A 22581-nucleotide genomic window follows, 5' to 3' on the forward strand; every position below is an offset into this window, starting at 1 on the left:
AATTCACAGGCGAGAGATGAGTGGCTGTGCTACTCGATCAGTGACTCACCATCCGCGCGATGCACAGCTTTCACTCGAGCGCATGCTTCTGCTGTCACCGTCACCTCTGTGATTGACGTGGAGAGCGTCAATGGCTCGGGAAGACGTGTCTCGAGTTCTCTCAGTTCCTGTTCGACCTCGAGGAGCGCTTCGTGAAGGTCGTCAACGAGGGTCTGACCGCCGTCGAGTTCACGCTCCGGGTGATACCCTCGGTCGCCGTACTCCGCATCGGGAACTGGATCGTCGATTCCGAGTGCGCGATCCAACCCCGGGACGTCGTATGGGTCCGGATCGGTCGGTGTCATCGCTTGTGTACCTCGTTGTCGGTAGTCGTACCAGCCAGCCCGGAAACTGACCTCGCACGCTCGAGTGACCCAGCGTGATCGTACCGTGTGACTGGTGCGTCGTCGACATCCTCCTCACAGACCGTGAAGCGCTTCCCCCAATGATCGCGTTGCTCGAGCATCAGTAGTCCTCCTGGGCAGCGTCTCGAGCGTCTGCCTGCAGATGTTCATACCGGACTTCACAGCTGTCCGAACAGAACCGTCCAGCGTATCCTACCTGATCGCGAGTGGGTCTCGGGCAGTTCGGCATCCGATAGTCGCTTCGTTCGGTCATTTGGCGACACCTCGACTCGAGTTGGTTGTTGCCTCCGCATCCGCTGCTGGCTCTCTGTCGATTGATTTCATAACTGTCTTCGAGGGGCTGTACTCGAGCCCCCGCAGCCCTGCAGGGGGACAAAAAAACTGCTCGAGGGAGTCAGCGGTTTACTTCTACCTTGCCGACATATTTCTGGAGTCCTACTGAGTACAGGTCACACAGTTTTCAGAGTACCTTCAAAACATCAGTAAAATGTTAAAATTGTCCTGCTGACTACAGAGGATGGATAAAGCAAACCGAGTTCGCTAATTCCGAAGGTCTTGAGGTGAATAAGAGGACAAGCAGATACGCAAACCGAGTAACTCTACTTGTGACCCATTTAATAGATATCTACCGCAGCACTCGCAGTTCAGCTTCTCCCATCCCTGACAGTGAACGACCGATCCCGAATGCTAAAGCGAGAAAGTCAGCTGCGTCAGAGCCCGGCTCAACGTCGTAATCTATCGCTGTCTGCTGGTGTTTTATCCAGCCTTGGAAATCCTCCGGGAGTTTCTTTCTACTGAAGAGTTCTGGGGCATCTGCCCACTCGACTTCCCGAACGTGAGGGTGGTTATAGTTACTTTCCGGTCCATGAAAATCACCGTTCCAATCGAATTCGTACTCCCCTTTGATATATCCGACTCGATACACCATGTTCCGGCCCAAATACAGGAATAATGGCGTTCCGATTGGCCAATCACGGAATCTCACCAGCTGGGAGGCTCTGTTGTCCGCTTTGTTTTCTGAGCTTCCTTCTTTCAGGTATCCCTCTTTAATGTCATTCTTTGATAGGTTCTTGATCTGTTTTGTCTTGAGCGTTTTGTGAAATGGGTGGCCGTCAGCATCGAGGAACGAGATCGCTACCTTACCCGCGTCTACGAGATCTCCAGCGAACTCATACCGTTTGTTGAATCCCGGACCCGATCCACCATCTTTCCAATGACCTGCGTTGACTTTTGCAATTCTCATTACAATCTATACTTCTCATTCCTTCGTATGTATTGGTTACGGTTGATGTTGGTTGATCAGGGTTGATTTGGGTTGAATTCGGTAGTTGGGTATTAGATTATACTTGACCAAGTGATATAAAATCTTCATTTATATGCTTAGCGATCACCATCTCGCTCAATTAACCTTCATGCCGTGTATCCTGCACAGCGCTGCGAATATTTCCTGAAATTGGCAGGTACCCAAGAGATCACTAAGCACGCGTAGTGAGCGTGTGGTTCTCCGACTTCGGCGTGAAACAAACGGGATCGCCTTGCTGAACTCATCCTCAGTATTCTGCACGCAGTTCCTGTCAAATTTGAAGGCGCACAACAGAGCCAGTGCACCTTGAGCAGCCATACGGAAGGTCGGGAGAACGGACAGGAAGATCGCTTACTGTCCCGAGCTCTGCAGCGAGATGTGCACTGATGCCACCGTCGCGATGCACTGTAATGAGGGCGTCGTCAGTGCTGATCCCTAAGTGGCTCACGATGTACTCATGAAGGAGCGCCGCGAGATGTTCGGTCTCGGGTGCTGCAGTACCCGTGTATCGATACTCATTGGATCACCGGACGAACGTCCCATCTGATGCAGGAACTTGTCGGGCCCGAATCTCGAGATCGACGCGTCTGAGATATTTGCAGCCACCGTCTGGGTGGCGCTGTTCGAAATTAGGGCAGGTACAGGTCTCTTCGTCGACGTTGACTTCGTACGTGGCACCGCTTTCACTGTGGACCTCGTAGCGAGGTCCCTGGCTGCCGAAGTGGACATCCATGTCTTCGGTCATCTCTCGACGGGTTCGTGGGTCGTCGATCGAGTAGCCACCAGCCTCGAGTGTCGTCGGTGGTGCTGGTGTCTCACAGGCTTCGGCAAACTCATCGCGATGAGTTCGTTCTTGCCCGCACTTCCTGCAACGCCAGTACCGAGTTCGGTACTCGTATCCGTCGGTAGGGGTAAGATCGTACGGTGTTGCTTCCATGCCTGGCAGCCACTCGTCGACGCCGACGAGTTCGTGCTCGTTCAGGTGGGAAACGTCACCCCGATAGTGACGACCTCGATCGCTCGTCTACTCGTGGTCGGGTTGGTGTTCGCGATGCGACTCGCTCTGGATCGGTTGGTCTGTACTCATTGATGATCTCGAGGCATGTTTACGCCTCACGCCTGTTGGCGCGCAAAAAATGACTTGTCGCGTCTGCTGTTGCAGTCCAATTTCGAAAAGAGCGGAGTTTTTCTGAGCGGGTGAAGAGTCACCCCACAAATTCGACCCTACAAAATCTGTGGGGTAACGGCACTGAGAGTCACTGCGAATCAGCTCGAGAAACGTTTGAACAGGTGGTGTGTGGGTCGATCGCTGATCAACCCAGTAAGCTACAGAAAGCCCTGGGTTTCAGCGTTCTGGCGAAGCGATTCCAGATCCAGCTCACCACTCATGTGTAAATTCTCGAGCGTCGAAAGAGACGCATCGATCGGTACATCGATTTCGTATTCGTAATAGATCCCACCACCTCTGCCTTCATTTCGCTTCGTTCGATCGAGGATACCGAGCATTGAGAGTTCAGCGAGATGATTATGGAAGGCTCTCCCACCGAGAGGGTCGCGGTTGGTTGCAACTGCGAGGTCATGATACTGCTCATAGAGCTGTTGTTTTTGGAACGGAACCTGCGAAGGATTGGCAACTGTAGAGGTAACCACAGCTAAGAGTGTGAGGTGTCCGTGGGAGGTCAACTCCTTCATGCTCTCTTCGATCCGTTGCTTCTCGAGCAGTTTTTTTGCCTTGCGGACGTGATCTTCGGTGACAACTGGGTCGTTTCGTCGCCGAGCTAGATCTCCTGCCTCGAGAAGCAGATCGAGTCCCTGGCGGGCACTGCCCTTATCTTGCGCGGCGAACGCTGCACACAATGGGACGACGTCGCCTTCGAGGATCCCGTCTTTGAATGCTAACGCTGCTCGTTTTTCGAGGATATTCTGGAGTTCGTTTGCGTCGTATGGTGGGAAGTGGAGCTCACGTTCGCAGAGGGTATCTTCGACACGTGGATCGAGCTTCTCACGATATTTGAAGTCGTTACTGATTCCGATGATCCCTATACGAGCATATTCGATTTTCTCGTTGCTGCGTGCACGGGGAAGCTGATAGAGAATTGAATCGTCATCGCCGATGTAGTCTACTTCGTCAAGGACGATCAGCACCATTCCACCGATCTGATCGAGTTCTGCCCAGAGCTTTTCGTAGACGGCATTCAGCGGGTAACCCGTGCGACTGATCTGTTCGGATGAATCACGGAACGTATTGACGAGTTCCACAGCAACCCGATAACTACTGGTCAGATCTTCACAGTTGAGATAGGCCGTCGTCACTGTGAGGTCATCGTACTGTTTAGCATCCTTCTCGAGATGGTGAAGGAGATACTTCGTGACGGCTGTTTTCCCCACACCTGTCTTTCCATAGAGGAAGACGTTTCGAGGCTGTGAACCGTTGATGACGGGTTGGAGATATGCTGTGTACTGCTCGAGTTCATCGTCTCGTTCCTCGAGCGATTCAGGCTGATAGTCGTCATGAAGGACGTTTTCATCCTCAAAGATAGCTTCAGATCGCTCGAATAGTGTCATGAGTTCTTAACTCTCTACCTCTTCAATAAAACCACCGGTGCGAACGTTACGAACGATTCGTTCGTTTCGATCGATAGTAGAAGAGAGAGACACCACTGGTTCAATCGTTTCATGGCGCGAGAGTACCTCACTACTGCCATTTCGCCTAATGGGAGTCTAGTGACTGGGCTAGATTTATTATAGATCGGTGATAACCAAATCCGTATTGCTAGTTCCCCAGTAACGATTGAATGGGTGGTGTGTTCTATCTAATATCTTTTTCTGGGGATGGGTTTTAATGAGAACCGTCACGAACGCGCTTCTATCTACACCTAACGTTTGAATAGGTGGTGGGTGTCGGACTGACATCCAGAGCGTTTTCCCGGTGGAAACGTTTGAATGGGTGGTGTCTCTCTCTGTGTCTCTTGCTACGCTTCTGTATAGTCTCGTGTGGCGGAGGAATCTGTAATTCCGTTACGATTGAATGGGTGGTGTCTGATCGCAAATTGCGAAAAACAAGTCGATAGGGATGCGTTCTTTGATGGATGTTTCAGGAACAAATCGAGAGAGATCCGCTTATAGGTCTCTGTATACGGCGCTGTCTAGATGAGGAATTGAAGGACGAGCAGGTCGGAGCGAATTTTGGACATGACGCTCGCAAACCTGCTCAGAGACACCTTGGACGTGGATTCTCTTGAGGCTTGGGAGAACGAACGCACCCCGACGCCCGTCAGGGTGTTCGGGGTGCGCCTGCATTCGCTTGGATTATCGGTGAGAGAAACGACCGCCGTCTTGCGATGGTTGGGCGTTGAACGTTCACACGAAGCCGTCTGGGCGTGGACGCATCGGCTGGCTGATCGCCAACCAGACCCGCAGACGGTGAAGCCGTCGCGGGTCGCCGTTGACGAGACGGCGATCCGCGTCAACGGCCAGTGGCGGTGGCTGTATGCGGCGATCGACGTCGAAACTGAACTCGTGCTTGATGCTGAAGTGTTCGGTCGTCGGGGAACTGATCCTGCTGCAGCGTTCTTACATCGAGTGAACGAGAAACACGATCTCTTTGGGGCAGTGTTTCTCGTCGATCAGTTTGGCTATCGGACTTCCCTTACCCGGTTTGGGCCAACTGTCAGTTCGGCTATACCGGTCGAAACCCCGTCGAAAAGTGGTGTCACACGCTCAACATTCGGGGCGACTGTTTCCATGACTTCTGGGTGGTCAGTCGTCGGAGTGCCCACAAATTAATTGCGCAGTTCGTATATTACTACAACCATCAGAGACTGCGTCAATCGCTCGATGGACGGACGCCAGCTGACGGGGTGTTGAACTAGACAGTGCCCGTCACTCTGTTTCTACAACAATTCGATCGGTTCACTCGTTCTCGAGGGCTGCATAGATCTCAGTGTGTCGACGTCCGTCAAGTTTCCCCATCTCGAGGGCAATCTCGTGACGTTCTTCGTCACTCTCGGCGGACTGATAGCGCTCATATAGCCGGCGAACTTTGTCATCGACTGCCGCCGAAGAGTCAGTACTGGACGCCATTTCTCTGGGTGAATGTACTCGTCGTGCCCCTTTATCAGTTGCGGCGAGCACACGCTCGGAAGTAGATGACTGCTGTCTCGACATCAACTGCTGCTTCATCGGTCGCGAAGCGATGCAACAATGCACGTATTTCATCGCCATAGTCGAACGTATATCCATTCAGCATGTAGAAGACAACAGTCGTTCGGAGTGCAGTTCGCTTGTTCCCATCAACGAATGGATGATCTGCAACGAGCAATCGCATTAGGTTAATTGCTTTTTCATGAAGCGTTTGCGGAACTTCGCCAAAATAGCCCACTGATACATACTGGAGTGCAGATTCAACCGCCTCCTCAGATCGAACTCCGGACTCTGTATCGTCGCCTTCCTCAACAACCTGTTCATGGAGATCAAGGATCAGTTCGACGGACGGGTAGACGACGTCATCGCTCACGCTCCCAACTCACTCACGCCACTCGATAACCGTTTCTGATGTGGGAGCCCTTGTTCAGTCCCCCCATTTGTCATCTTTATATAATATCGAGAGAAGTATCTCGGTTCCGAACAATCACGTAACGACAACGAATGCACAAGTAGTGATACGACCCCTCCTGATTGTTCTCCCAGTCTCAGCGAAAGCCCGGCAGCGCAACGACCGCAGGTCGTGAGCAGCCCGGAACGTGGAGGTGGGTGGGGCGGCGGGCAGTGGGTGATCGGGCACCAGCAAAAAAAGGGCACACAACCCGGCTACTCCCACCACCGGCCGCGTTCGGGGAACTCGAGTCTGGACCAGCCAGTCACGGCAACCGACGGCCGTCCCTGATACCAGCTTCGCGAGACGTTTCGGAACCGAACGACCTCTCCCTCGCGCACCGACGACTGCCGACTCTTGCGCCAGATCGTGAACTTGATCCGCCCGCTCTCGTCCTCGAGGAGACCCACCTGTTGAATTCTGTGATGGGATGGCTCCCAGAGTTGACACACCGTCCCAGCGATGCTCACCTCCCGCCGTGGTACCTCCCCAACCTTCGCGATCGGGATCACCGTCCCCGGCGCGGTCTCGAGTTCCTCGACGACCTCGAGAATCGCACTCATCAGGTCCTCACCATCGACGACCCGCTCGGCTAACCGCCGGCTGATCGCCGCCCGTGTCCATCCCTCGTGTTTCTGTGCCAGCCGCATCGCCTGCTCGTTCACCACTCCCAACTCATCTCGTGTGAGTAGCTCTCGAGGGTCCGCACGATCCGGATCTGCCCACGGATCCACGCTCGCCGCTCGCTTCCCGAACTCCTCACGTCGCGCCCGAGAAGCCGCGCTCACCGCCCGCCGCGTCCGTCGCTCACGCCCTGTCTGCGTTCCGAATTCTCCTCGTGCGCTGATCCGCTCGAGTTCCTCTTCTCTCGCCCGGATCCGCTCTTCCTGGGCCAAGGTCACACCATAGATCCGATCCTCGCTCGTGTCGACGATCCCCGCTGGATGGTTCGCATCCACCTTCGCCTGAATCTCCAGTTCCACCGTCGCTCTGAGCTCCGGCGTCTCGTCCACGTAGGCTTCGTACTCCTCTCGAGCCGCCTCATGTTCGTATGCCTGTTCATCGACCGAAACCAACTTACTGACCGAGCTCTTACTAGACATTGGAATTCCTAGTTCCGAAGGCGCTCACTCGGCGTCTTTTTCCGACACCACGACCCTCCAGCCGTGGCTGTCTCCATCGACCAACTCATCTCACACCTTGCACGCTTTCGCGAGCGCCTTCGCCCGTCTTGACGGGCGCTCGCGAAGCGCTCTCTGAAGACCACACAACCAGAACCGCGCGCCGTCTCACCGAGCGAAGCGAGGTGAGGCTCGAGGCGCTCGCGAAGCGAGTGGCTCGTAGACCCGCCCGGAGCGAGCGTCCAGCGGAGTAAGCCCTTCGTGTCCGGCCCGGAGTGCGGGGTCGTGTCCAGGGCGACTGTCGTGAGCACGTCCGCCGGCGAAGACGGTGGACGCGCACAACGGCACCAAGCGCTGGAACGCGAAAGCCCGCGAGGGGCGCAACCGACGGGCATAACCCGCTGGCGTCGAAGGCACACGCCCGGAACGGGCGCTCGCGGTGCGGAGAGCGCCCGCACGCCCGGAATGGTCGGTCGCGAAACGGCGAACGGAGTGAGCCGTGGGCGACGCGACGGGCGGCAGCGGCGAGCGGGGCGGACCCTCTAGAACTGGCCGATCAACCACTCGGGTGGGACTGAAATCACGATTGGTCCAGCGTGACGCCTTGGGCGGCGTGATTCCCAGCGCCGAGTTGATACGTATGGTGATTCACCAGAGCCGCTCAAGAGGAAATGTAATTGATTACCTGTGTGGCCACATCCTCGGTCCGTTCGTCGACCAGAGAAGTCATATGAAATTTTACCTCTGACGCACTGTTGAGGGTTACGAGCGACCACGGGAGGACGTGACTCCGTTCTCCGAGTGGCTCGCCTTTGTAGTCGTCGTCGCGGAGCGTGAGTGACTCCTCATGGTAGGTCTTCGTGGAGATCAGGACGGTGATCAGCTGTACGCCGTGGTTCGGGAACTGAGGTGCTCCCAGAACGAGCATCGGACGACCTTTGTCCGAGAGCGGATCGGTCCCCCAGATAATATCACCGCGTTCAAGTTCATCGAATGCTGTCACTTCACTTCCTCCATCTCGTCAGTTTTCAACTCCTCGAGATGCTCCTCACCGTACTGCTCGTCTGCAGTCTGGTAATGCTGGTGAAGCCGGTAGGCGGCTCGAAGCCGCTCCTCGTCGTCTGTGATCGCCCAGTATGGGCGCTTGTGCCGTACAAGATCTCGTTCCTTCAGTCGCGAGAGGATGGCACTGACAGCGTCCGAATCTAGGTCGAGTTGGTCAGCGATCGTCATCGCCTTCCACGCCCGGTCGTCGTTCTCATCGAGGAACAGCACGATCCGTTCAGTGTCGTTTCGTTCCTCGAATTCATCGTCGTCGGCGTTCTCGAACTCGTCGATATCGATGGTACCGCTCGACATAACGTACTGTTGGTTCCGTGGTTGCATAGCTATTTTGGGTGTTTGTTACAGGAGGATAATACCTACATCAACCACATAGCACACAATCGAGTCGACCTCATTCCCCATGGCTCGAAAAGGCTCGCTGCTGGAAGTACAATCGATGGTGAGTGGGAAGAGGGAACTCACGAACTGGGATCTGACCCGAAGGCGATTCTTCACGTACACGACTACGATCCGATCACTTACATCGAAGATCTCGATTGGGCACTCGAGTACTGGCGAGGAAACCGAGATCCGATACCGACGACGAAACCAGCGAAGTGCCGTGCGTGCGTCTACAACGACATCTGTGATGACTCCAAAGCGTAGGCTCATCGAGAATCGTCGACACCGAACGATTCACCAGACCACTATGAGGGAACACAGAGAGTTCGCCCGTAAGCGAGGATAATGGTAAACTTGATCCTCACGGAAAGTCTGGAAAGTCGCCCGGTCGCTGGATTACGTACGCCGGTTGTCGTGAATACCCTTCGTCGATGGCACCATCGCCGGAGAGCTTCTGCAGTTCTGTCTGAGGAAACGGCTCGTCGAGTCGCTCGCCATCGGTGACGACGAACGTGGTCGTGTCCAGCACGTCGTTGTACTCACCGTAGATATCATCGTCAGTGATGTGCGTGATCAGTTCCTCAGCCTCTGCTGAGTGCTCATCCGGATCGATGACGAGCTTCGAAATGTAGCCCTTGTGCGTCACGTCGCCGTCCATTCGGTAGTAGACCGGTAATCGGCCGTGTGCATCGAAGCCGACTTTAGCCGACTTCCAGGCCTTGCTCGAGCGGTGAGTCACCGCGTCGTTGGACTCGAGTTCTGTCACTCGTTGTTCGTGGTTGCTGGCGAGAACGGCCACGTCCGTCCGTGAGTGCATTTTTCCTTGCAGACCGGTCGGGGACGATTGCGTTCGACGACGGGTCTTAGAACGGTCTCGCTGTTTCGCTCCCTCGAGATGTTGCATCATCTCTTCGACGGAGTCACTCGAGTGGTCAGAAGCAGAGGCCCCCGGTTCGTTAGTCATTCCTATAGTGAAAGATCAACTGTCGTGTAATAACTCCTCTGACGCGATTGTGTGAAACTATCGGCTCTCGAGGTACGGAGACATGGGTTCACCAATGCTGGAGGGAGTTCTCGTAGGCACGCCAGCGACGTCGACAGAGCAAGGTCGCTCGTTGGTCGAGGAGTACGCCCAGGCGAGGAGCCCAATTGAAACGGCGGTGCGGCCCCACCAGTAGCCCGGTCACGCCGATCGGCTCACTCTCCCTTCCGGCCAGTGAACGTTCGAATCCGTTCCCACACCGGGGGACTCTCCTGGGAACTGTTTCGCTGGTCCCCGAGCCGATGCTCGAGCTGTCGAATTCGAGCATCGGACGCTCTGAGCACGTCGCGAAGCGCCTGGTTCTCCTCCTCGAGTTCCGCGAGTCGCTCGCCCTTGCGCTCGAGGTCGGTTTCGAGGGCGGAGACGCGCGTGCGCAACAGCTGGTTCTTCTCGGCCAGATACGCCGCTCGAGTGCTGGCAGCCTCCTCAGTACTCGAGTCGGGCCGGGCTCGAGTCTGATGCCCAGTATCGGTGGAGCGCTCGTGGCCCTCCGTCGAATCGGTCTCGGCTCTGGGTGGTTCGTAGATGTCGGTCGTATTCGCAATCGCCCGTTCGACCGTCTTCTCACCGTAGGTCGACCCATCCGCGTAGTGGACGTCGTCCCACTTCTCGCGCATCAATCCCGACTCCCGAAAGAGTCGGTCGATCCGGGTCCGATCACGGCCCGTCCAGAACGCCAGCAGATAGCACAGCGCCATGTCGGCTTCCGACCCACTCGCGTACCCCTGCGTGCTCCCTCGCCACAGCCGCTCGAACTTCTCCCCGTTTTTCGCCGCCCGCGCTCGCTCGAGCAACTCCTCGTCCTCGAGGTCGAGTGACGGTGGCGAACCCGAATCAGTATCGGACCCAGCGTCGATCTCTGTGGACCGGTCTGGACGCTCGTCGATAGCAACGTACTCCGCGTGGACCGCCTCGAGTGCGTCCTGACGCGCTCGAACCGACCGTGGCGCCCCCTCGACGTGGTCGGCAGTCACCGTGAAAAAGCGCGCCTGGTCGTACATCTCGACCGACCCTCGCCGGTTCCGACCCCGTGGCAGGTCGCCCTCGAGAATCACGTGGTAGCCCGTTCCCGATGGCGACACCTCGGTGAACGAGTCCAGTCGGTCGATGATCTGCTCCGCTGGCCAGAGCGCAGCCCCCGTCTCGGGGTCACGGCAGTCGTCCAGGTCGACACCGACAAACGGATCCACCGCGGTGAACACGAAGCCGATCCCATCCGCGGCGTCGGTCGACGCACACGCCAGTGCCGACTCGAGGTCGGCCCACGTCCCGTCGTCCGTCGTCGACGCGAAGCCACCGGTCGACGGATCGACCGGGACTTTCGTTTGCTTTCCACCGCGCGCTTCGGCTCGCCAGCAGATCCACTGTGCACGCTCGGCGAGTGCCTCGGGAATCGCCCCCACGTCGATACCAGCCGCAGTCCGTGTCGTCATGATTTCCTCCATCGGTGATGGCTCCCCGAGCCATCGGGAGCCAACGAAACACGACCGCTCGAACACTCGAGCGCCGCTCCGACGGGGCCACCCGTCCCTATACTGGTCGGTCCAAGCGGCCGTCCTGGCTGGACAGGCACCCACGGCGGGCGAATCGTCCCTGGACGAGCCTGTCCAGGCACCGCCGGTCGGAGCCGAGTGCCTGGACAGTGGTCGGACGGAGCTGGACGGCGGCCGGACGTGGCGGAGCGCTGGTCAGCGGTGACTGGGGTACGGTGTGGACTCGAGTGGATCATGGCTGTTGGTCGGACAGTCGGATGCCCTGGTAGGTGAGCGAGAGTCCCGCGTAGCAACGGATACGCTCGCCATCGCGAGTGGGACGTGACTCCTCGACGGAGACGTGCTCGCTCAGTTTCCGGCCGAACCAGGACTTCGCGTACGGGTCCTGGCCGTGGGTCGCCGCCCACGCCAGGTAGACCTCGTAGAGGTCGTCTTTCGGAATCTCAGCACCCGGTTCCTCGCGGACGCACTCGGCGACGAACGTGGTGAAGTCGACGGGGTCCGAAGCGTCATCGGCAGTACTCGAGTCACCGGTGTCTCGAGTCGGAACATCTGGATCGGCGTCGGCAGTACTCGAGTCGGCGTCAGAATCCGGCGTTCCGGCCTCGAGTGCGGGGAGGCTCGCGGTGCTCGGTGAGAGAGGCGAGTCAGCCGGGTGGACGGCCTCACCGGGAGCGGGGTGATGGGCGTCGAGGAGCGTCTCGAGCGGGAAGAGCTCGCCATCACGGTAGGAGCGAACGTCGCCACTCTCCAGGTCGGCGACGACGATTTCGTACGGGCCGTGGGCCGCCGTGGACGGATCCCACTCCCGGTCGGGGACGAACGGCCGTCTGATGGGGACCCACTCGTGCTCGAAGTCCTCCTTCCGGTCGTAGACGTGGCGCCTGTTGTGTTCGTAGACGACGTACTCCTCGGCCGCCCGGTCGTAGCTGTAGACGCCGGGGACGTCGCTCCGCGAGAGCGAGTCGAACGAGGCGATGGTCGCGAACACCGTTCCCTTGCCGTCGCTCAACACGTATCCGTCGTCCTCGAGCGTCCAGACCGACCGTCTCGAGTCGCCGACGACCGGCCGGACGGCAGTCACTCCTTCGCGGGCGTTCGCACCGCCCTCGAACGTAATGTGGGTGTCGGTCGTATAGAGGCGCGTCTCGCCCGAGTCGAGGTCGTTGACCGGCGACGAGACGACGTTCTCGAGGCGGGCGGCGGCTCGAGTGGGGTCAGCGCTGTCCGACGCCGCGACGACGAACAGCGGGACGTGTCCAGCCTGCTGGGCTCGCCTGCAGTTACGGAGGAGGGCCTTGTTTAGACGCCTGAAATCTACTGCTTCAGTCCATCTCTTCGATTTTGAGATGGTATTTTGACCGAGGCAGGGGTTTCCTGGGGCCGCTATATATGCCAGCTCGTCCGATCTGGCCATTGGACACCGGATNGGAGGAGCTTTACCGGTTTGTCGATCGTCGTCAGTTCGACCTCGATGTCGAAGAGAGACGTACTGTCCGGGTGGATCGCCCGACCATCGGGCTTCTCACTGCCGTCCTGGGTGAAGACCGTGACGTCGAACCCGTGTCTCGAGAAGGCTGTCTCGACGAGCGCGAGCAGTTCGTCGTGCGTGTCGCTCCCAGCGGAGCGGACCGTACCCGTATCCGGTTCGGTGACGGACGCTCCCTCGTCGGTCAGCCGGACGACGAGGTCGTCGGTACCGTCCTCGAGTGTGACCTCGAGCAAACGTGAGCGCCGACGGATCGCAGCGAGGTCGTCGACTGGCGGCGGTGGTTCACCAGCGGCCTCGTATCGTGTTCGGAGCGCCTGGTCGACGGCCGGGACGGGAACCCAGCCGTTCTCCGCGCGGACGGACCGGTGAAGCTGGACCGTCCGAACGGCACTGGCGAGTGCGACGTCGAGGTCAGCGGTTGAGAGGTCGAACACCTCACAGACGGGGTCCGGCGTCTGCGTATCCGGCAGGCTATCGGCAGCGGTACCGTACTCCGTGGCCACCCGCTCGTGGATCCGCTCGAGTCGGGCCTGAAACTCGCGCTCCTCTCGAGCGGTGAGCGGGTCGTCGCTCTCGGGGTGGCCGGGTGGGATCGGGAGCGGGGCCAGACTGAACGGCGCTGGTCCCGTCTCGCCGAACGTCGGGCTCGGGAGGCGAACGATCCACTCGCCTCTGGGAAGCGAGCGAATCCGGTTCGCGAACGCGGCCGGGTCCACGTCCTCGTGGGCCATCGCCTTCGCGATCTCGTCGTCGACGGCGATCTTGCCGATGATGGGGCTGCCGACGTCGTTCAACACGTTGAGGTAGACCTCACGGCCACCTTTGACCGAGAGCTGTTCTGGAAACTGTAGCGAGAGACCGACGGAGAGGCGAAAGCCACGGCCCTTCTCGAGGAGTGTAGCCATCACGTCCGAGACCGCCAGACTCGAGGCCTCGTCGATGAGCAGGTTCACCACGTAGTCGTCCGGGTAGGACTGGACGTGGTCGGCGCGTTCTCGTAGCGCGTCGTAGAGCTGTGTGAGAATTACGCCGGTCAGCACCTTGGCCGACTCGTCGCGAAGGCCGCTCAGATCGAACAGGATCACCGTCTGCTCGTCGAGGATCTCGCGGAAGTCGAAGCGAGCCTCGGTGTTGTTGAACACGCGCCGGAGGTGCTCGTCCTGAGAGATGTAGTCGAGTCGGTTGCTCACACCGCCCATAATCGCCGCGAATGTGGTCGGGTCGAGTTGCAAGGTACGCTCGAGTCGCGAGCGGACCTGCGGGTCGCTCGAGCGCGGAAGCGCGGTCTCGTCGGGGTCGGGAGGGCCAGCCTGCCAGAGCTGGTCGACGGCCTGCTCGAGGTGGTCGTGAGCGAAGTAGTCCACACTCTCGCGGTAGCGGCCGTTCTCGCGGCCGTGCTCCTCGTCGTAGAGCGCTTTGATCAGGTACTTGATGAGGTTCGGCGCGACGACCGCCCGTTCGTAGCGCTCCTCGCTCATCACCATCTTCAGGATCTCGCCGTAGTGGTCGGCCCGGTTCTGGACGGCGTCGACGCGCCTGACGCCGCTCTCGAGTGCGGGTTCGAGGTTGAAAAAGGCGAAGCCGGGCAGGACGTCGGGGATCGGAACGTGGAGGACGTTCGCCTCGAGATCGTCCATGCCGAACGCACGGGCGTGAGCGCGCATGTAGTCCTGACAGAGTCCGTCGCCTTTCGCGTCGATCAGGATGATCGGGCCGTCGGTCGCCTCGTAGAGCGAGAGTTTGTCGTTGGTCAACGCCTTCGACTTCCCGCCGCCGGTCGTCGCTGCACGAACGTAGTGCGTCGGCAACAGCGACGGCGGGATCCGAACCGGGTCGGTCTCTGGCGTGGCGGTCTCGTCGAGCGCGTAGCCGATCGCCATGCCCTCGCGAAATCCCTCGAGCAGGTCCGGGTGTGGGCGAGGGAGCGGCGTCCGTGAACGCTGTGTTGCCCGGACACCCCGGCTGCCTTCGACCGTCAGATCCACCGACGAGGGGACGACCACCACGTTCGCGAGCTCGTCACCGTTCACCACCAGGTCCGGACGGCACCTCCCGCTCCCGGTCTCGATCCGCCCCTCGAGCACGCTCTCCAAGATGGGGCGCGTTCGTCTCGCCTTCGCCAGAAGCCCCCGGCCGTGGACCTGGCGACTCTCGAGTTCGTAGAACGGGCCGTCGAGCGAGTGCAGCGACTGGGCGAGGTGCTCGAGGCGGGCCTCGGTGGAGCGGCCACCGTCGTCGGTCGGAATCGCCACCGCACGGACGTTGGCCGTGAACGTCCGTTTCGGGTGTTTGGCCCGGATGCGGTCGATTCGTGCGCGGGCGTCTCCACCGACCAGATGCTCGGGTTCGTCCGGATCGACGGCGTCGGTCTCGAACAGCGGGCCGACGTAGCGCTGGCCGAACGTGTCGCGGCCCGTCCGGAGGTCTTCGATACGCAGTTCGGCGTCGGCGACCCACTCGGGTTTGCGCCGCCAGACGACCTGGAACACGACCGGATACTCGAGGTCCGTCAGGTGGTCGATCAACGTCGCCAGCGGTGGCCGGTCGGTCGCGTACTCCGTCGAGTCGGGCGTCGCGACGGCGAACGGCTTGAGCGTCGTCATCCAGTCACGTGCCCGCTCTGCCCGCCCGTACCACTGGATGGCGATCGGATCTGTCGACTCGAGAGAGGTCCGTTCCGTGGACTCGAGAGGGGCCTGGTCTCGGGACTCGAGGCGGCTCTGGTCGTTGGGCTCGAGAGGAGCCTGGTCTCTGGACTCGAGGCGGCTCCGGTCGTTGGCAGGGTCCTCGGCCGTGCCAGCGCCACCACCCCTGTCGTCGGTTCGGGCCGACACGGCGGAGGCGAGCGTTGCCCCGAGATCGAGCTCACAGCGTGAAATCTCGAAGGTCCGGGGATAGATCGTCCGGAGACACTTCTCGAGCGTCTCGAGGTGGGCTCGCTGGTCGACGCCGTAGTAGAACGCCACCGGTTCGTCGGTCCCCTCGCTGATCGCGAGGAACTCGAACGTCGGCGGTGACGTATCGGTCAGTGGATTCAGCCGGTTCGAGAGGCTGTGTGCCTCGGGGTTGGACAGCCGGTGGAGGCTCTCGAGGGCAGCGGAGACGTCCGCCATGCGAAGCGCTTCCGAGGTCGGCCGGACGCGAAGATAGTCAGCCACGCGGGGGGTCACCTCCATCCGGTCTCGTGCGGACGTCCGAGTGGGACGGCTGTGCCGAGTCGGCCGAAGGCGTCTCGCCTCGCTCGAGTGGCCGTCGCGAGGTGCGTTCTCGGCCGCCGTGGCTGTCAGGCGCTCCGGGGTGGGTGGGACTGCCGAGCAGATCACCGTCGGGGTGGTCACTCGAGAGACCGGGGAGCGAGTCACGGTCCTCGGACTTCGGATCGAAGTCGATCACTCGGGTCTCGTTCTCGAGGGCGCGTACCTCGAGTCCGCGCCACTCGCCGTCGATGCCGACGAGCGCCTCGGAGTAGCCGACCGACTCGCTCCCGGGGACGGCGTCCTGGACGAAGCGCATCTGAGCCGAGTTCAGGCCGAACTCCTCGGCCCAGTGGGCGTCCATGCCGTCGAGGTGGTGAAACTGCTTGATCGCACACTGATCGAGGATCGCTTCGGCCTCCGGGTGCTGGAAGAACTCGTCGACCGTCTGTGTGACCAGCCGGATCGAGAGGTCGTGGTGACGGTGGTGGCGGAAGACGATCTCGAGATACTCGAGGCTCGCTGCGTCTCGCATCAGGTAGCGGGCTTCGTCGATGACGAACACCACCTCCCGATCGGTCTCTTTCGCTCGCTCGTAGACGAGCGTGATCAGCAGCTGCATGACGAGACTCGTACTGCCACCGAGGCTCCCCTCCTGCTGGGCGAGGTCGAGATAGATCACCTTCTCGTCTCTGATGTCGAACTCGGTCTGGCGGCCGAGGTTCTCGTAGCGGCCACCCGCCGCGAACGAGCGGAGCTGGTCGATCAGCCAGGTCGCATCCGAACGGATCTTCGTCGCCTCCTCCGCCGTACGGACGACGAACGAATCCGGCTCTGAGACCATCTCCTCTAAGACGTCGAGGACGTCACGCATCGTCGGACTCTCGTTGTGGTGGGTGGCGATGTCGTCAGTGATCCCCTTGCGTGCGTAGGCCGTCTCGATGGCGTTCTCGAGCGTGGGGCGCTTATCACCGAGGCGGATCCCACGGAGCGCGAAGAAGTTCGCGAGGAAGCTCATCACGCTATCGAGCTTCTCGCGGTAGGGGCTGGCATCGTCGCCCATCGCTCGCTGGACTCGCTCGGGCGTCGGCTTGAGTTCGAGCGGGTTGAGACCCAGGTCGCCACCGACGGTGATGCGCGTCCCACCGAGTGCCTCCGCGACGCCCGCCCAGTTGTTGAGCGGCTCGAGGATGATCGCCAGCCGGTCCTCGCGCTGTTCGATCGAACGGACGACGTTCTGCTTCGCGCCGAACGACTTTCCGGATCCGGGGTCGCCGACGGTGAACATCGCGTAACCGTTCTCTCGAGCGAACGGGTCGATCACGACCGGGCTCTCGTTCTTCCAGTGGGTCCCGAACTCGACACCGCCGTCTTCGAGGATGGTCGCGTTGTGCGGTGACGCCAGCAGCGCGCCGACGGCACCGCCCAGGGCGATCGCCTCACGGCCGAAGGGGTTCGGACCGGTCGGTGCCGCCGCCTGAAGGGCGAGGTCTTGCTTACAGATCGCCGTCTTCGGTGAGAGTCCGGCGGGCTGTTCGCGCAGGCGGCTCTTGACGGTGCGGACGGCCTCGCGAAGCTCCGCTTTCGTCGCCGCCCTGATGGTGACGAACGTCGCCTGGTCGAACACCTGGCTGCCGTTCTCGACGGCGGTGTAGGTCGCAGCCGCCTCGCTGGCACGCTCCTGGAGGTAGGCCCCACGGACGCTCCGCTCGAGGTCGGCATCGACCTGAAGGTCGTCGGCGACGCGCTGGAGTTCGTCACGTGCTCGCTGGTGGTTCTTCGGCGTGAGGTGAACCGTGAGATCGAACTCGACGTCGGTGAGTTCGAACAGCTCGTTCAGGTAGCCGTCTTTCGGGTAGTCCGGATACTCGGCGACGTACAGCGTCGACGTCCACTGCTCGTCGAGTCGAGCGGTCCGCGTCTCCCACTCGATTGCTGCGGGGGCGATCGTACTCCGGTGGCGATCACCGAGTGCCTCGAGAATACGGCCCTCGACGACGCCGCGTTCGAGTGCGTCGGGCTCGAGGACATCCTCGAGTGAGACCTCCTCCTCGTCGGTCCGCCAGCGTCGAACACCCAGCACACCGGCGACGAACAGGACGACGAGTACCACGAGCGCGGCGTGCGTCTGTGTGAAGCCGCCACCGAACAGTTCGGAGAGAACCCTGGACAGGGTGCTGGCGTGGCCTTTCGCCGTTACAATCAGATACTCGGTCGCTGTCGCGATCGGGTACTCAATCGCCGTCGCGATCGGGTACTCAATCGCCGTCGCGATCAGGTACTCAGTCGCCGTCGCGAGAGGTGTGTTCACAGTCGCGGCCTCGAGAAGTGTGCGACCAGCCATGGCCGGAGAGAGCGTCGGATCAGTCATCGTCGCTCCTCCGTCTGTGGCCGAGAATCGGCTGTTCGCGAACCGCATCCGTCGCGTCGTCGTACTCGTACTCCTCGCCCGACCAGAACGCCATCGAGAGGAGGAACAGTTCGACGGTCTGGAGCCGACGCGCCGACCAGCCCGGCTCCTTCTGGACGAGTTCGGTCTGGATCGTCCGACAGCGCCGGTCGAGATTCGCGAAGAGTTTCGCTCTGATCTCGGCGTCACTCAGATCCTCACGCCGAGTCACGAATGGGTTGAACAGGAAGCCGACGAACGGAAGCCCGGTCAGGTTCTCGGCCGGAGAGCGTTCGTCGCGATAGCGGCTGTAGACCTCGAGCGGACTCACCTCGGTTCCGATGAAATATCGCAGCTGCTGGGTCCCTTCGAGGTCACGCGGGCGTTGCTCGCGATACTCACGCAGGAGTGACTCGAAGACCGGGTTGCTCGAGACGTCGTCGTCGGCCAGCCGGTCTTCGATCCGGGCGATCAACTCGTCGACGGGGAACGGGCGGGTCGTCACGTGGACCGTCAGTCGGAAGTCGAGTTCCGTGTTGGCGAACTCGGCTGCGACCGACTGTGCGTGCGCCCAGTCGCCCGACATCGCGAAGTCCATGTTACCGGGGTCGATCTCGAGGAGGGCCACCATCGAGCCGTCGGTCCGCTCGAGTGCGTCCACGCCCGGCCACGCGCGTTCGACGTTCGTCAGATCCTGCGTACGTTCGTCGGGAGCGAACGGCGTGTAGTTGATGAGCCCACCCTCGTTGGCTGTGGTGTCCTGCTGGCCGTGTGCCTGGTCGTGTCCATCCGGAACGTTGTAGGTCACCCGCGGGCGTGTGCAGTAGTAGCGATAGAGATCGAGTAGCCACGTCGAGGCGGGAAGGTGCGAGGGGCTGGCGTACACTGCGGCGACGCCGACGACGATACCGCAGAGGACGAGCGGCAACACGAGCGCATCCACACCCGTGAGCCCACCGAAGAGTAAACCCGCCACCGGAAATCCGAGCAAGACGTAGACGTCGCCCTCGTCGACGTTGACGATGGGGACTCGCGCCCCGTCACCGAGCTCGTTCATGATGCGTCTACCGGCTGCGTTTCTGTCACTCATTGTCAGTAGTACCCTGGATCGTTCTCCGTTCGACGGTACGCCGCGACGCCGTACTGTCCGTGGGCGTCGGGTGCGACGTTGTCGTGTGTCGTCCCGCGAGTGTGGGGTGAACTCGAGCGGCGGTCGCCGTCACCCCACTGTGTGGCGAGCGTCTGTGCGGCCGTGTGGCCCGCCGCCGCCTTCGGTCCCCAGGTCGCGGCGGTCGTCGCCACGGCTGGCCCGGCGACGTACGCAGCACCAGCGACGGTGCCAGCGGTGAGTGCGACTCGAGTCGTCCCGCCAACGATGCGCGTGGTGAGCGGGCTGGCGTATCTGAACAGCTTCCAGACGAGTACGAGCGCGAGAACGGGGAGCAAGACGGCAACGAGGTAACTGAAGAACGCGCTCGCAGGAGCCAGCGACGAGTCGGGCCCGCTCGAGAACAGCAGTTCGTACCCTCTGAAGAGGATGGCCACCGGGAGCGGCATGATCGCGAGCGGGACGAACTGGATACACAGGCGTCTCGCGATCTGTGAAACAACTGGGAGCCGACCGTACGCCAGAGCGAGCGCGAGCGGCATCGCGTACAGGTAGATGTAGAGGAGAATGTCGCGGATGAAAAAGAGCGCCTGCAGGATCCACATCGCGAGACCACCGATCGACGCCATCAACAGCGCGAGCATCGGGTTCGTGATCGAGACCTCGAGGAACCGAACAACATCGTTCATGAGAACGTCCAGACTCGGGACCAGAGCGAGCGAGAAGCCGTTGACGAGGTAGAGTGCGAGAACGGCAACCCAGTACCACGTGACGATTAAGAAGGTACCCACCCAGGCAGAGCGCTGGGCTTTCCGCGCCTCGTACGAGCTACCGACGTTGAATATCCGTATCGTATGACGTGCCTGGACACTGATAACGAGAAGCAACAGTGCCAGCAGTACGATCTCACCTCCGACGAGTGCTGCGTAGAGACCAATCCATGGCTCGTTCGTCGGGGTTCCAAATACGAAGGCACCATCCGTCTGTGGAACAGGTGTTCCGAAGAAGGCCTGTGTCAGTTCACTGTATCCCTGGGTGAGCCCCTCCTGGAACCACTCGATGACGGTGTCGATCGCGTCTTCGAACCAGCGGCGGCCGTACTCCGCGAGCGAGAACGGACTCACACATCCACCCCAATCTCACAGTCAACCAGGTCCGTTCCGGTGTACGAGACTCCGTACTGTTCTACGATGGGACGGTCACTCAGACGAGTTTTTACGACGACCTCGAGTTGGCCGTGGGTAGTCCCTTCAGAACAGGTGACGCCATCGTCAGCAGGGGAGAAGGGTCTCGACTGGCTGTAGAGTGTAACGGTTTCTCCAGGATAGACGGGGAGATCGTCTGCATGTCGACGAATCGTGCTCTCTGTATCGTATATACCGCTCCAGGGGAACGTATCGGGTGTTGGACGGGGAACGTCACCAGCAAACGACAATTCAGTTACTGCGTCGGGACCTGTCCCAACGTTCTCGATCGTAACGATCGCCTCCGTTAGAATATCGTTTCTGGTCGCCCTCTCGAACATCTCGTCGGGGTGGTTTCGTCCCACCCGGAGGTCGACGATTCGGACCTCTGGCTCGATAAAAATCGTCGTACGAGCGACTTCCTCGCCCCCCCCCCCTCGAGCGCGATGAGTTCGTAGGTTCCGGAGAGGTAGCTGGTGCCGAGGGTTACCGTCTCTCGGCGGACACCCGCAGGGAGGGTTCTGGTCGCGAGGAGCGTACCGTCGGGACGGATCACCGAGAGCTGCTCGAGCGCCGAGTCGTCGACATCGACGACGAGATCGGTCCCCTCGACGGCGACGGTCTCGAACACGTCGGGTGTGGACGAGGCGAGACAGCCACCGATCACCCCGGTACTGCCTGCGGCGAGACAGCCGAGAACGGCTCGTCTGGTTACGCGGCCGGATCGCCTGGTCGTGTGGTCGGCTCGCCCAGATCTGTGGTCGGCTCGCCTGGTCGTGTCGGCTCGTCCGGATCTGTTGTCGGCTCGCTTGATTGTCTGGTTGGACCGTCTGAGGTGTCGTCGTGTCATGGGTACCTCTCTTCGTCGAACTCGAGGAACGAGCCGAGTTTCAGACCGGCGTAGAGGGCGACGAGAAACGGAATCGAGAGCCAGAAGACGCTGAACGCGAGCGCGAACCAGCCGCCTGCCGAGGCCAGTGGGTGCCACGCGACGCTCGCCCGTGCGCTCAGATACGCTGGGTCGTGAGTACGCCAGGGCCCGGGATGGTACTCGACGGTGTACGAGCCGGGTTCGGTGAGCGTCGTCGTCGCCACACCCGAGGAGTTCGTCTGCAGGCGTCTGTCACCGACGGTGAGGTACTCCTGGCGGGTGTCGTGGCCGATGGGGATGAACCGCGAGACGACGTCGTGTGAATCGTGTCGCATCACGATCGGCTCGCCCGTCGTGGCATCCCGGAGTTCGACACGAAGTGTCGCCAAGTTGTCCGTCCGGTCGACGACCTCGGCGGTGAGCGTACTGTCACGGACCTCGCGTTCGCCACCGCCGTCGGGCTCGAGTATCGTCGCACTCACGCCACGGACGATTCCCTGTACCTCGAGCGCATCGCGGTCGACCTCGTCGTAGCGGATCGCCAGCCCGTACGAGCGCGTGTACGACTCGGGGACGACGTCCACCGTCACGTTCTCGTGGATGGTCTCCGCTGGTGATGGACTCTCGACTCCCCACACCTCCTCGATCACCGGCCCATCACGAATCGGATCCGCTCGCGGGCCCATCTCGGACGGATACGCCCGGACGTACACCGGACGAGCGTCCGAAGCGACGGTGTCGGTCCCGTCGCTCGAGGCGTGTACGAGCGTATCCCAGTCAGTATCGCGTGCGGTGTAGTAGCGCCAGACGCCACGAACTCGAGCCTGCCCGTCTTCGGTGAGCACGTAGCCGTGCCACGGCTGAGACTGGTAGATCGCGATGCCAGCGCTTCCGTCGGGGTACTCGGCGTGGTACACCGACGCCGTCAGATCGTAGACGT

16 protein-coding genes and 2 pseudogenes are annotated in these 22581 nt (G+C 60.6%); 1 reads left to right on the plus strand and 17 read right to left on the minus strand.

Annotated features, from left to right (window positions below):
• Positions 1–29 precede the first annotated feature (29 nt).
• The 4 genes and pseudogenes from N0B15_RS03790 to N0B15_RS03805 all read right to left on the minus strand — a co-directional run bounded on the left by N0B15_RS03790 (position 30) and on the right by N0B15_RS03805 (position 4272).
• The gene (locus N0B15_RS03790) at positions 30–344 is read right to left on the minus strand and encodes a hypothetical protein (protein ID WP_263018111.1); all 315 of its coding nucleotides are present in this window, start codon (positions 342–344) and stop codon (positions 30–32) included.
• Positions 345–1029: 685 nt separating this feature from the next.
• The gene (locus N0B15_RS03795; RefSeq protein ID WP_263018112.1) at positions 1030–1647 is read right to left on the minus strand and encodes a hypothetical protein; all 618 of its coding nucleotides are present in this window, start codon (positions 1645–1647) and stop codon (positions 1030–1032) included.
• A 583-nt stretch (positions 1648–2230) separates the two neighbouring features.
• Positions 2231–2794 (minus strand): annotated as a pseudogene (locus tag N0B15_RS03800) (hypothetical protein).
• 239 nt (positions 2795–3033) lie between these two features.
• The gene (locus tag N0B15_RS03805; RefSeq protein WP_263018113.1) at positions 3034–4272 is read right to left on the minus strand and encodes an orc1/cdc6 family replication initiation protein; all 1239 of its coding nucleotides are present in this window, start codon (positions 4270–4272) and stop codon (positions 3034–3036) included.
• Between the two features lie 627 nt (positions 4273–4899).
• Between N0B15_RS03805 and N0B15_RS03810 the strand changes: the two are divergent.
• Positions 4900–5579 (plus strand): annotated as a pseudogene (locus N0B15_RS03810) (IS6 family transposase).
• 40 nt (positions 5580–5619) lie between these two features.
• On the opposite strand, the gene N0B15_RS18385 reads toward N0B15_RS03810, so the two are convergent.
• The 13 genes from N0B15_RS18385 to N0B15_RS03870 form a co-directional block, all read right to left on the minus strand.
• Complete coding sequence (locus N0B15_RS18385; protein WP_464502988.1) at positions 5620–5790, minus strand: hypothetical protein; 171 nt, start codon at positions 5788–5790, stop codon at positions 5620–5622.
• Positions 5791–5824: 34 nt separating this feature from the next.
• Positions 5825–6223 carry a type II toxin-antitoxin system death-on-curing family toxin gene (locus N0B15_RS03815; RefSeq protein ID WP_263018115.1) on the minus strand — a complete coding sequence of 133 codons (399 nt, stop codon included), beginning with the start codon at positions 6221–6223 and terminating at the stop codon, positions 5825–5827.
• 293 nt (positions 6224–6516) lie between these two features.
• Positions 6517–7404: a DNA-binding protein gene (locus N0B15_RS03820; protein WP_263018116.1), complete on the minus strand. Its 888-nt coding sequence runs from the start codon at positions 7402–7404 to the stop codon at positions 6517–6519.
• A 679-nt stretch (positions 7405–8083) separates the two neighbouring features.
• Positions 8084–8425 (minus strand): PemK-like protein, encoded by a 342-nt coding sequence (locus tag N0B15_RS03825; protein ID WP_263018118.1) that lies wholly within the window; start codon positions 8423–8425, stop codon positions 8084–8086.
• Positions 8422–8781, minus strand: a complete 360-nt coding sequence (locus N0B15_RS03830) for a helix-turn-helix domain-containing protein (protein WP_317618586.1) — start codon at positions 8779–8781, stop codon at positions 8422–8424. Before N0B15_RS03830 ends, N0B15_RS03825 begins: the two co-directional genes overlap by 4 nt.
• Positions 8782–9229: 448 nt before the next feature.
• Positions 9230–9526, minus strand: coding sequence for a hypothetical protein (locus N0B15_RS03835; protein WP_263018122.1), 297 nt, complete (start codon positions 9524–9526; stop codon positions 9230–9232).
• Positions 9527–10065: 539 nt separating this feature from the next.
• Positions 10066–11343 carry a phage NrS-1 polymerase family protein gene (locus tag N0B15_RS03840; RefSeq protein ID WP_263018124.1) on the minus strand — a complete coding sequence of 426 codons (1278 nt, stop codon included), beginning with the start codon at positions 11341–11343 and terminating at the stop codon, positions 10066–10068.
• Between the two features lie 292 nt (positions 11344–11635).
• Complete coding sequence (locus tag N0B15_RS03845; protein ID WP_263018125.1) at positions 11636–12820, minus strand: winged helix-turn-helix domain-containing protein; 1185 nt, start codon at positions 12818–12820, stop codon at positions 11636–11638.
• Between the two features lie 3225 nt (positions 12821–16045).
• Positions 16046–18202, minus strand: coding sequence for a VirB4 family type IV secretion system protein (locus N0B15_RS03850; RefSeq protein WP_263018142.1), 2157 nt, complete (start codon positions 18200–18202; stop codon positions 16046–16048).
• A gap of 250 nt (positions 18203–18452) precedes the next feature.
• On the minus strand, positions 18453–19535 hold the full coding sequence (locus N0B15_RS03855; RefSeq protein ID WP_263018126.1) for a TraC-like domain-containing protein: 1083 nt from the start codon (positions 19533–19535) through the stop codon (positions 18453–18455).
• 35 nt (positions 19536–19570) lie between these two features.
• The gene (locus tag N0B15_RS03860) at positions 19571–20710 is read right to left on the minus strand and encodes a TrbL/VirB6 family protein (RefSeq protein ID WP_263018127.1); all 1140 of its coding nucleotides are present in this window, start codon (positions 20708–20710) and stop codon (positions 19571–19573) included.
• Positions 20707–21135 carry a hypothetical protein gene (locus N0B15_RS03865; RefSeq protein WP_263018128.1) on the minus strand — a complete coding sequence of 143 codons (429 nt, stop codon included), beginning with the start codon at positions 21133–21135 and terminating at the stop codon, positions 20707–20709. The genes N0B15_RS03860 and N0B15_RS03865 overlap by 4 nt, the downstream gene beginning before the upstream one ends.
• Before the next feature lie 481 nt (positions 21136–21616).
• Entirely contained in the window at positions 21617–22558 is a 942-nt protein-coding gene (locus tag N0B15_RS03870) for a DUF8186 domain-containing protein (RefSeq protein WP_484549507.1), read from the minus strand.
• Positions 22559–22581 lie beyond the last annotated feature (23 nt).

It is taken from the genome of Natronobiforma cellulositropha, from assembly GCF_025629245.1.
In the GTDB taxonomy this organism is placed as follows: Archaea; Halobacteriota; Halobacteria; order Halobacteriales; family Natrialbaceae; genus Natronobiforma; species Natronobiforma cellulositropha.

Coding starts and splice junctions, on each gene's coding strand:
- N0B15_RS03830 (WP_317618586.1), bottom strand. CDS start 8,781: ATGTCGAGCGGTACCATCGATATCGACGAGTTCGAGAACGCCGACGAC.
- N0B15_RS03845 (WP_263018125.1), bottom strand. CDS start 12,820: ATGGCCAGATCGGACGAGCTGGCATATATAGCGGCCCCAGGAAACCCC.
- N0B15_RS03820 (WP_263018116.1), bottom strand. CDS start 7,404: ATGTCTAGTAAGAGCTCGGTCAGTAAGTTGGTTTCGGTCGATGAACAG.
- N0B15_RS03790 (WP_263018111.1), bottom strand. CDS start 344: ATGACACCGACCGATCCGGACCCATACGACGTCCCGGGGTTGGATCGC.
- N0B15_RS03835 (WP_263018122.1), bottom strand. CDS start 9,526: ATGGACGGCGACGTGACGCACAAGGGCTACATTTCGAAGCTCGTCATC.
- N0B15_RS03805 (WP_263018113.1), bottom strand. CDS start 4,272: ATGACACTATTCGAGCGATCTGAAGCTATCTTTGAGGATGAAAACGTC.
- N0B15_RS18385 (WP_464502988.1), bottom strand. CDS start 5,790: ATGGCGTCCAGTACTGACTCTTCGGCGGCAGTCGATGACAAAGTTCGC.
- N0B15_RS03840 (WP_263018124.1), bottom strand. CDS start 11,343: ATGACGACACGGACTGCGGCTGGTATCGACGTGGGGGCGATTCCCGAG.
- N0B15_RS03855 (WP_263018126.1), bottom strand. CDS start 19,535: ATGAACGAGCTCGGTGACGGGGCGCGAGTCCCCATCGTCAACGTCGAC.
- N0B15_RS03795 (WP_263018112.1), bottom strand. CDS start 1,647: ATGAGAATTGCAAAAGTCAACGCAGGTCATTGGAAAGATGGTGGATCG.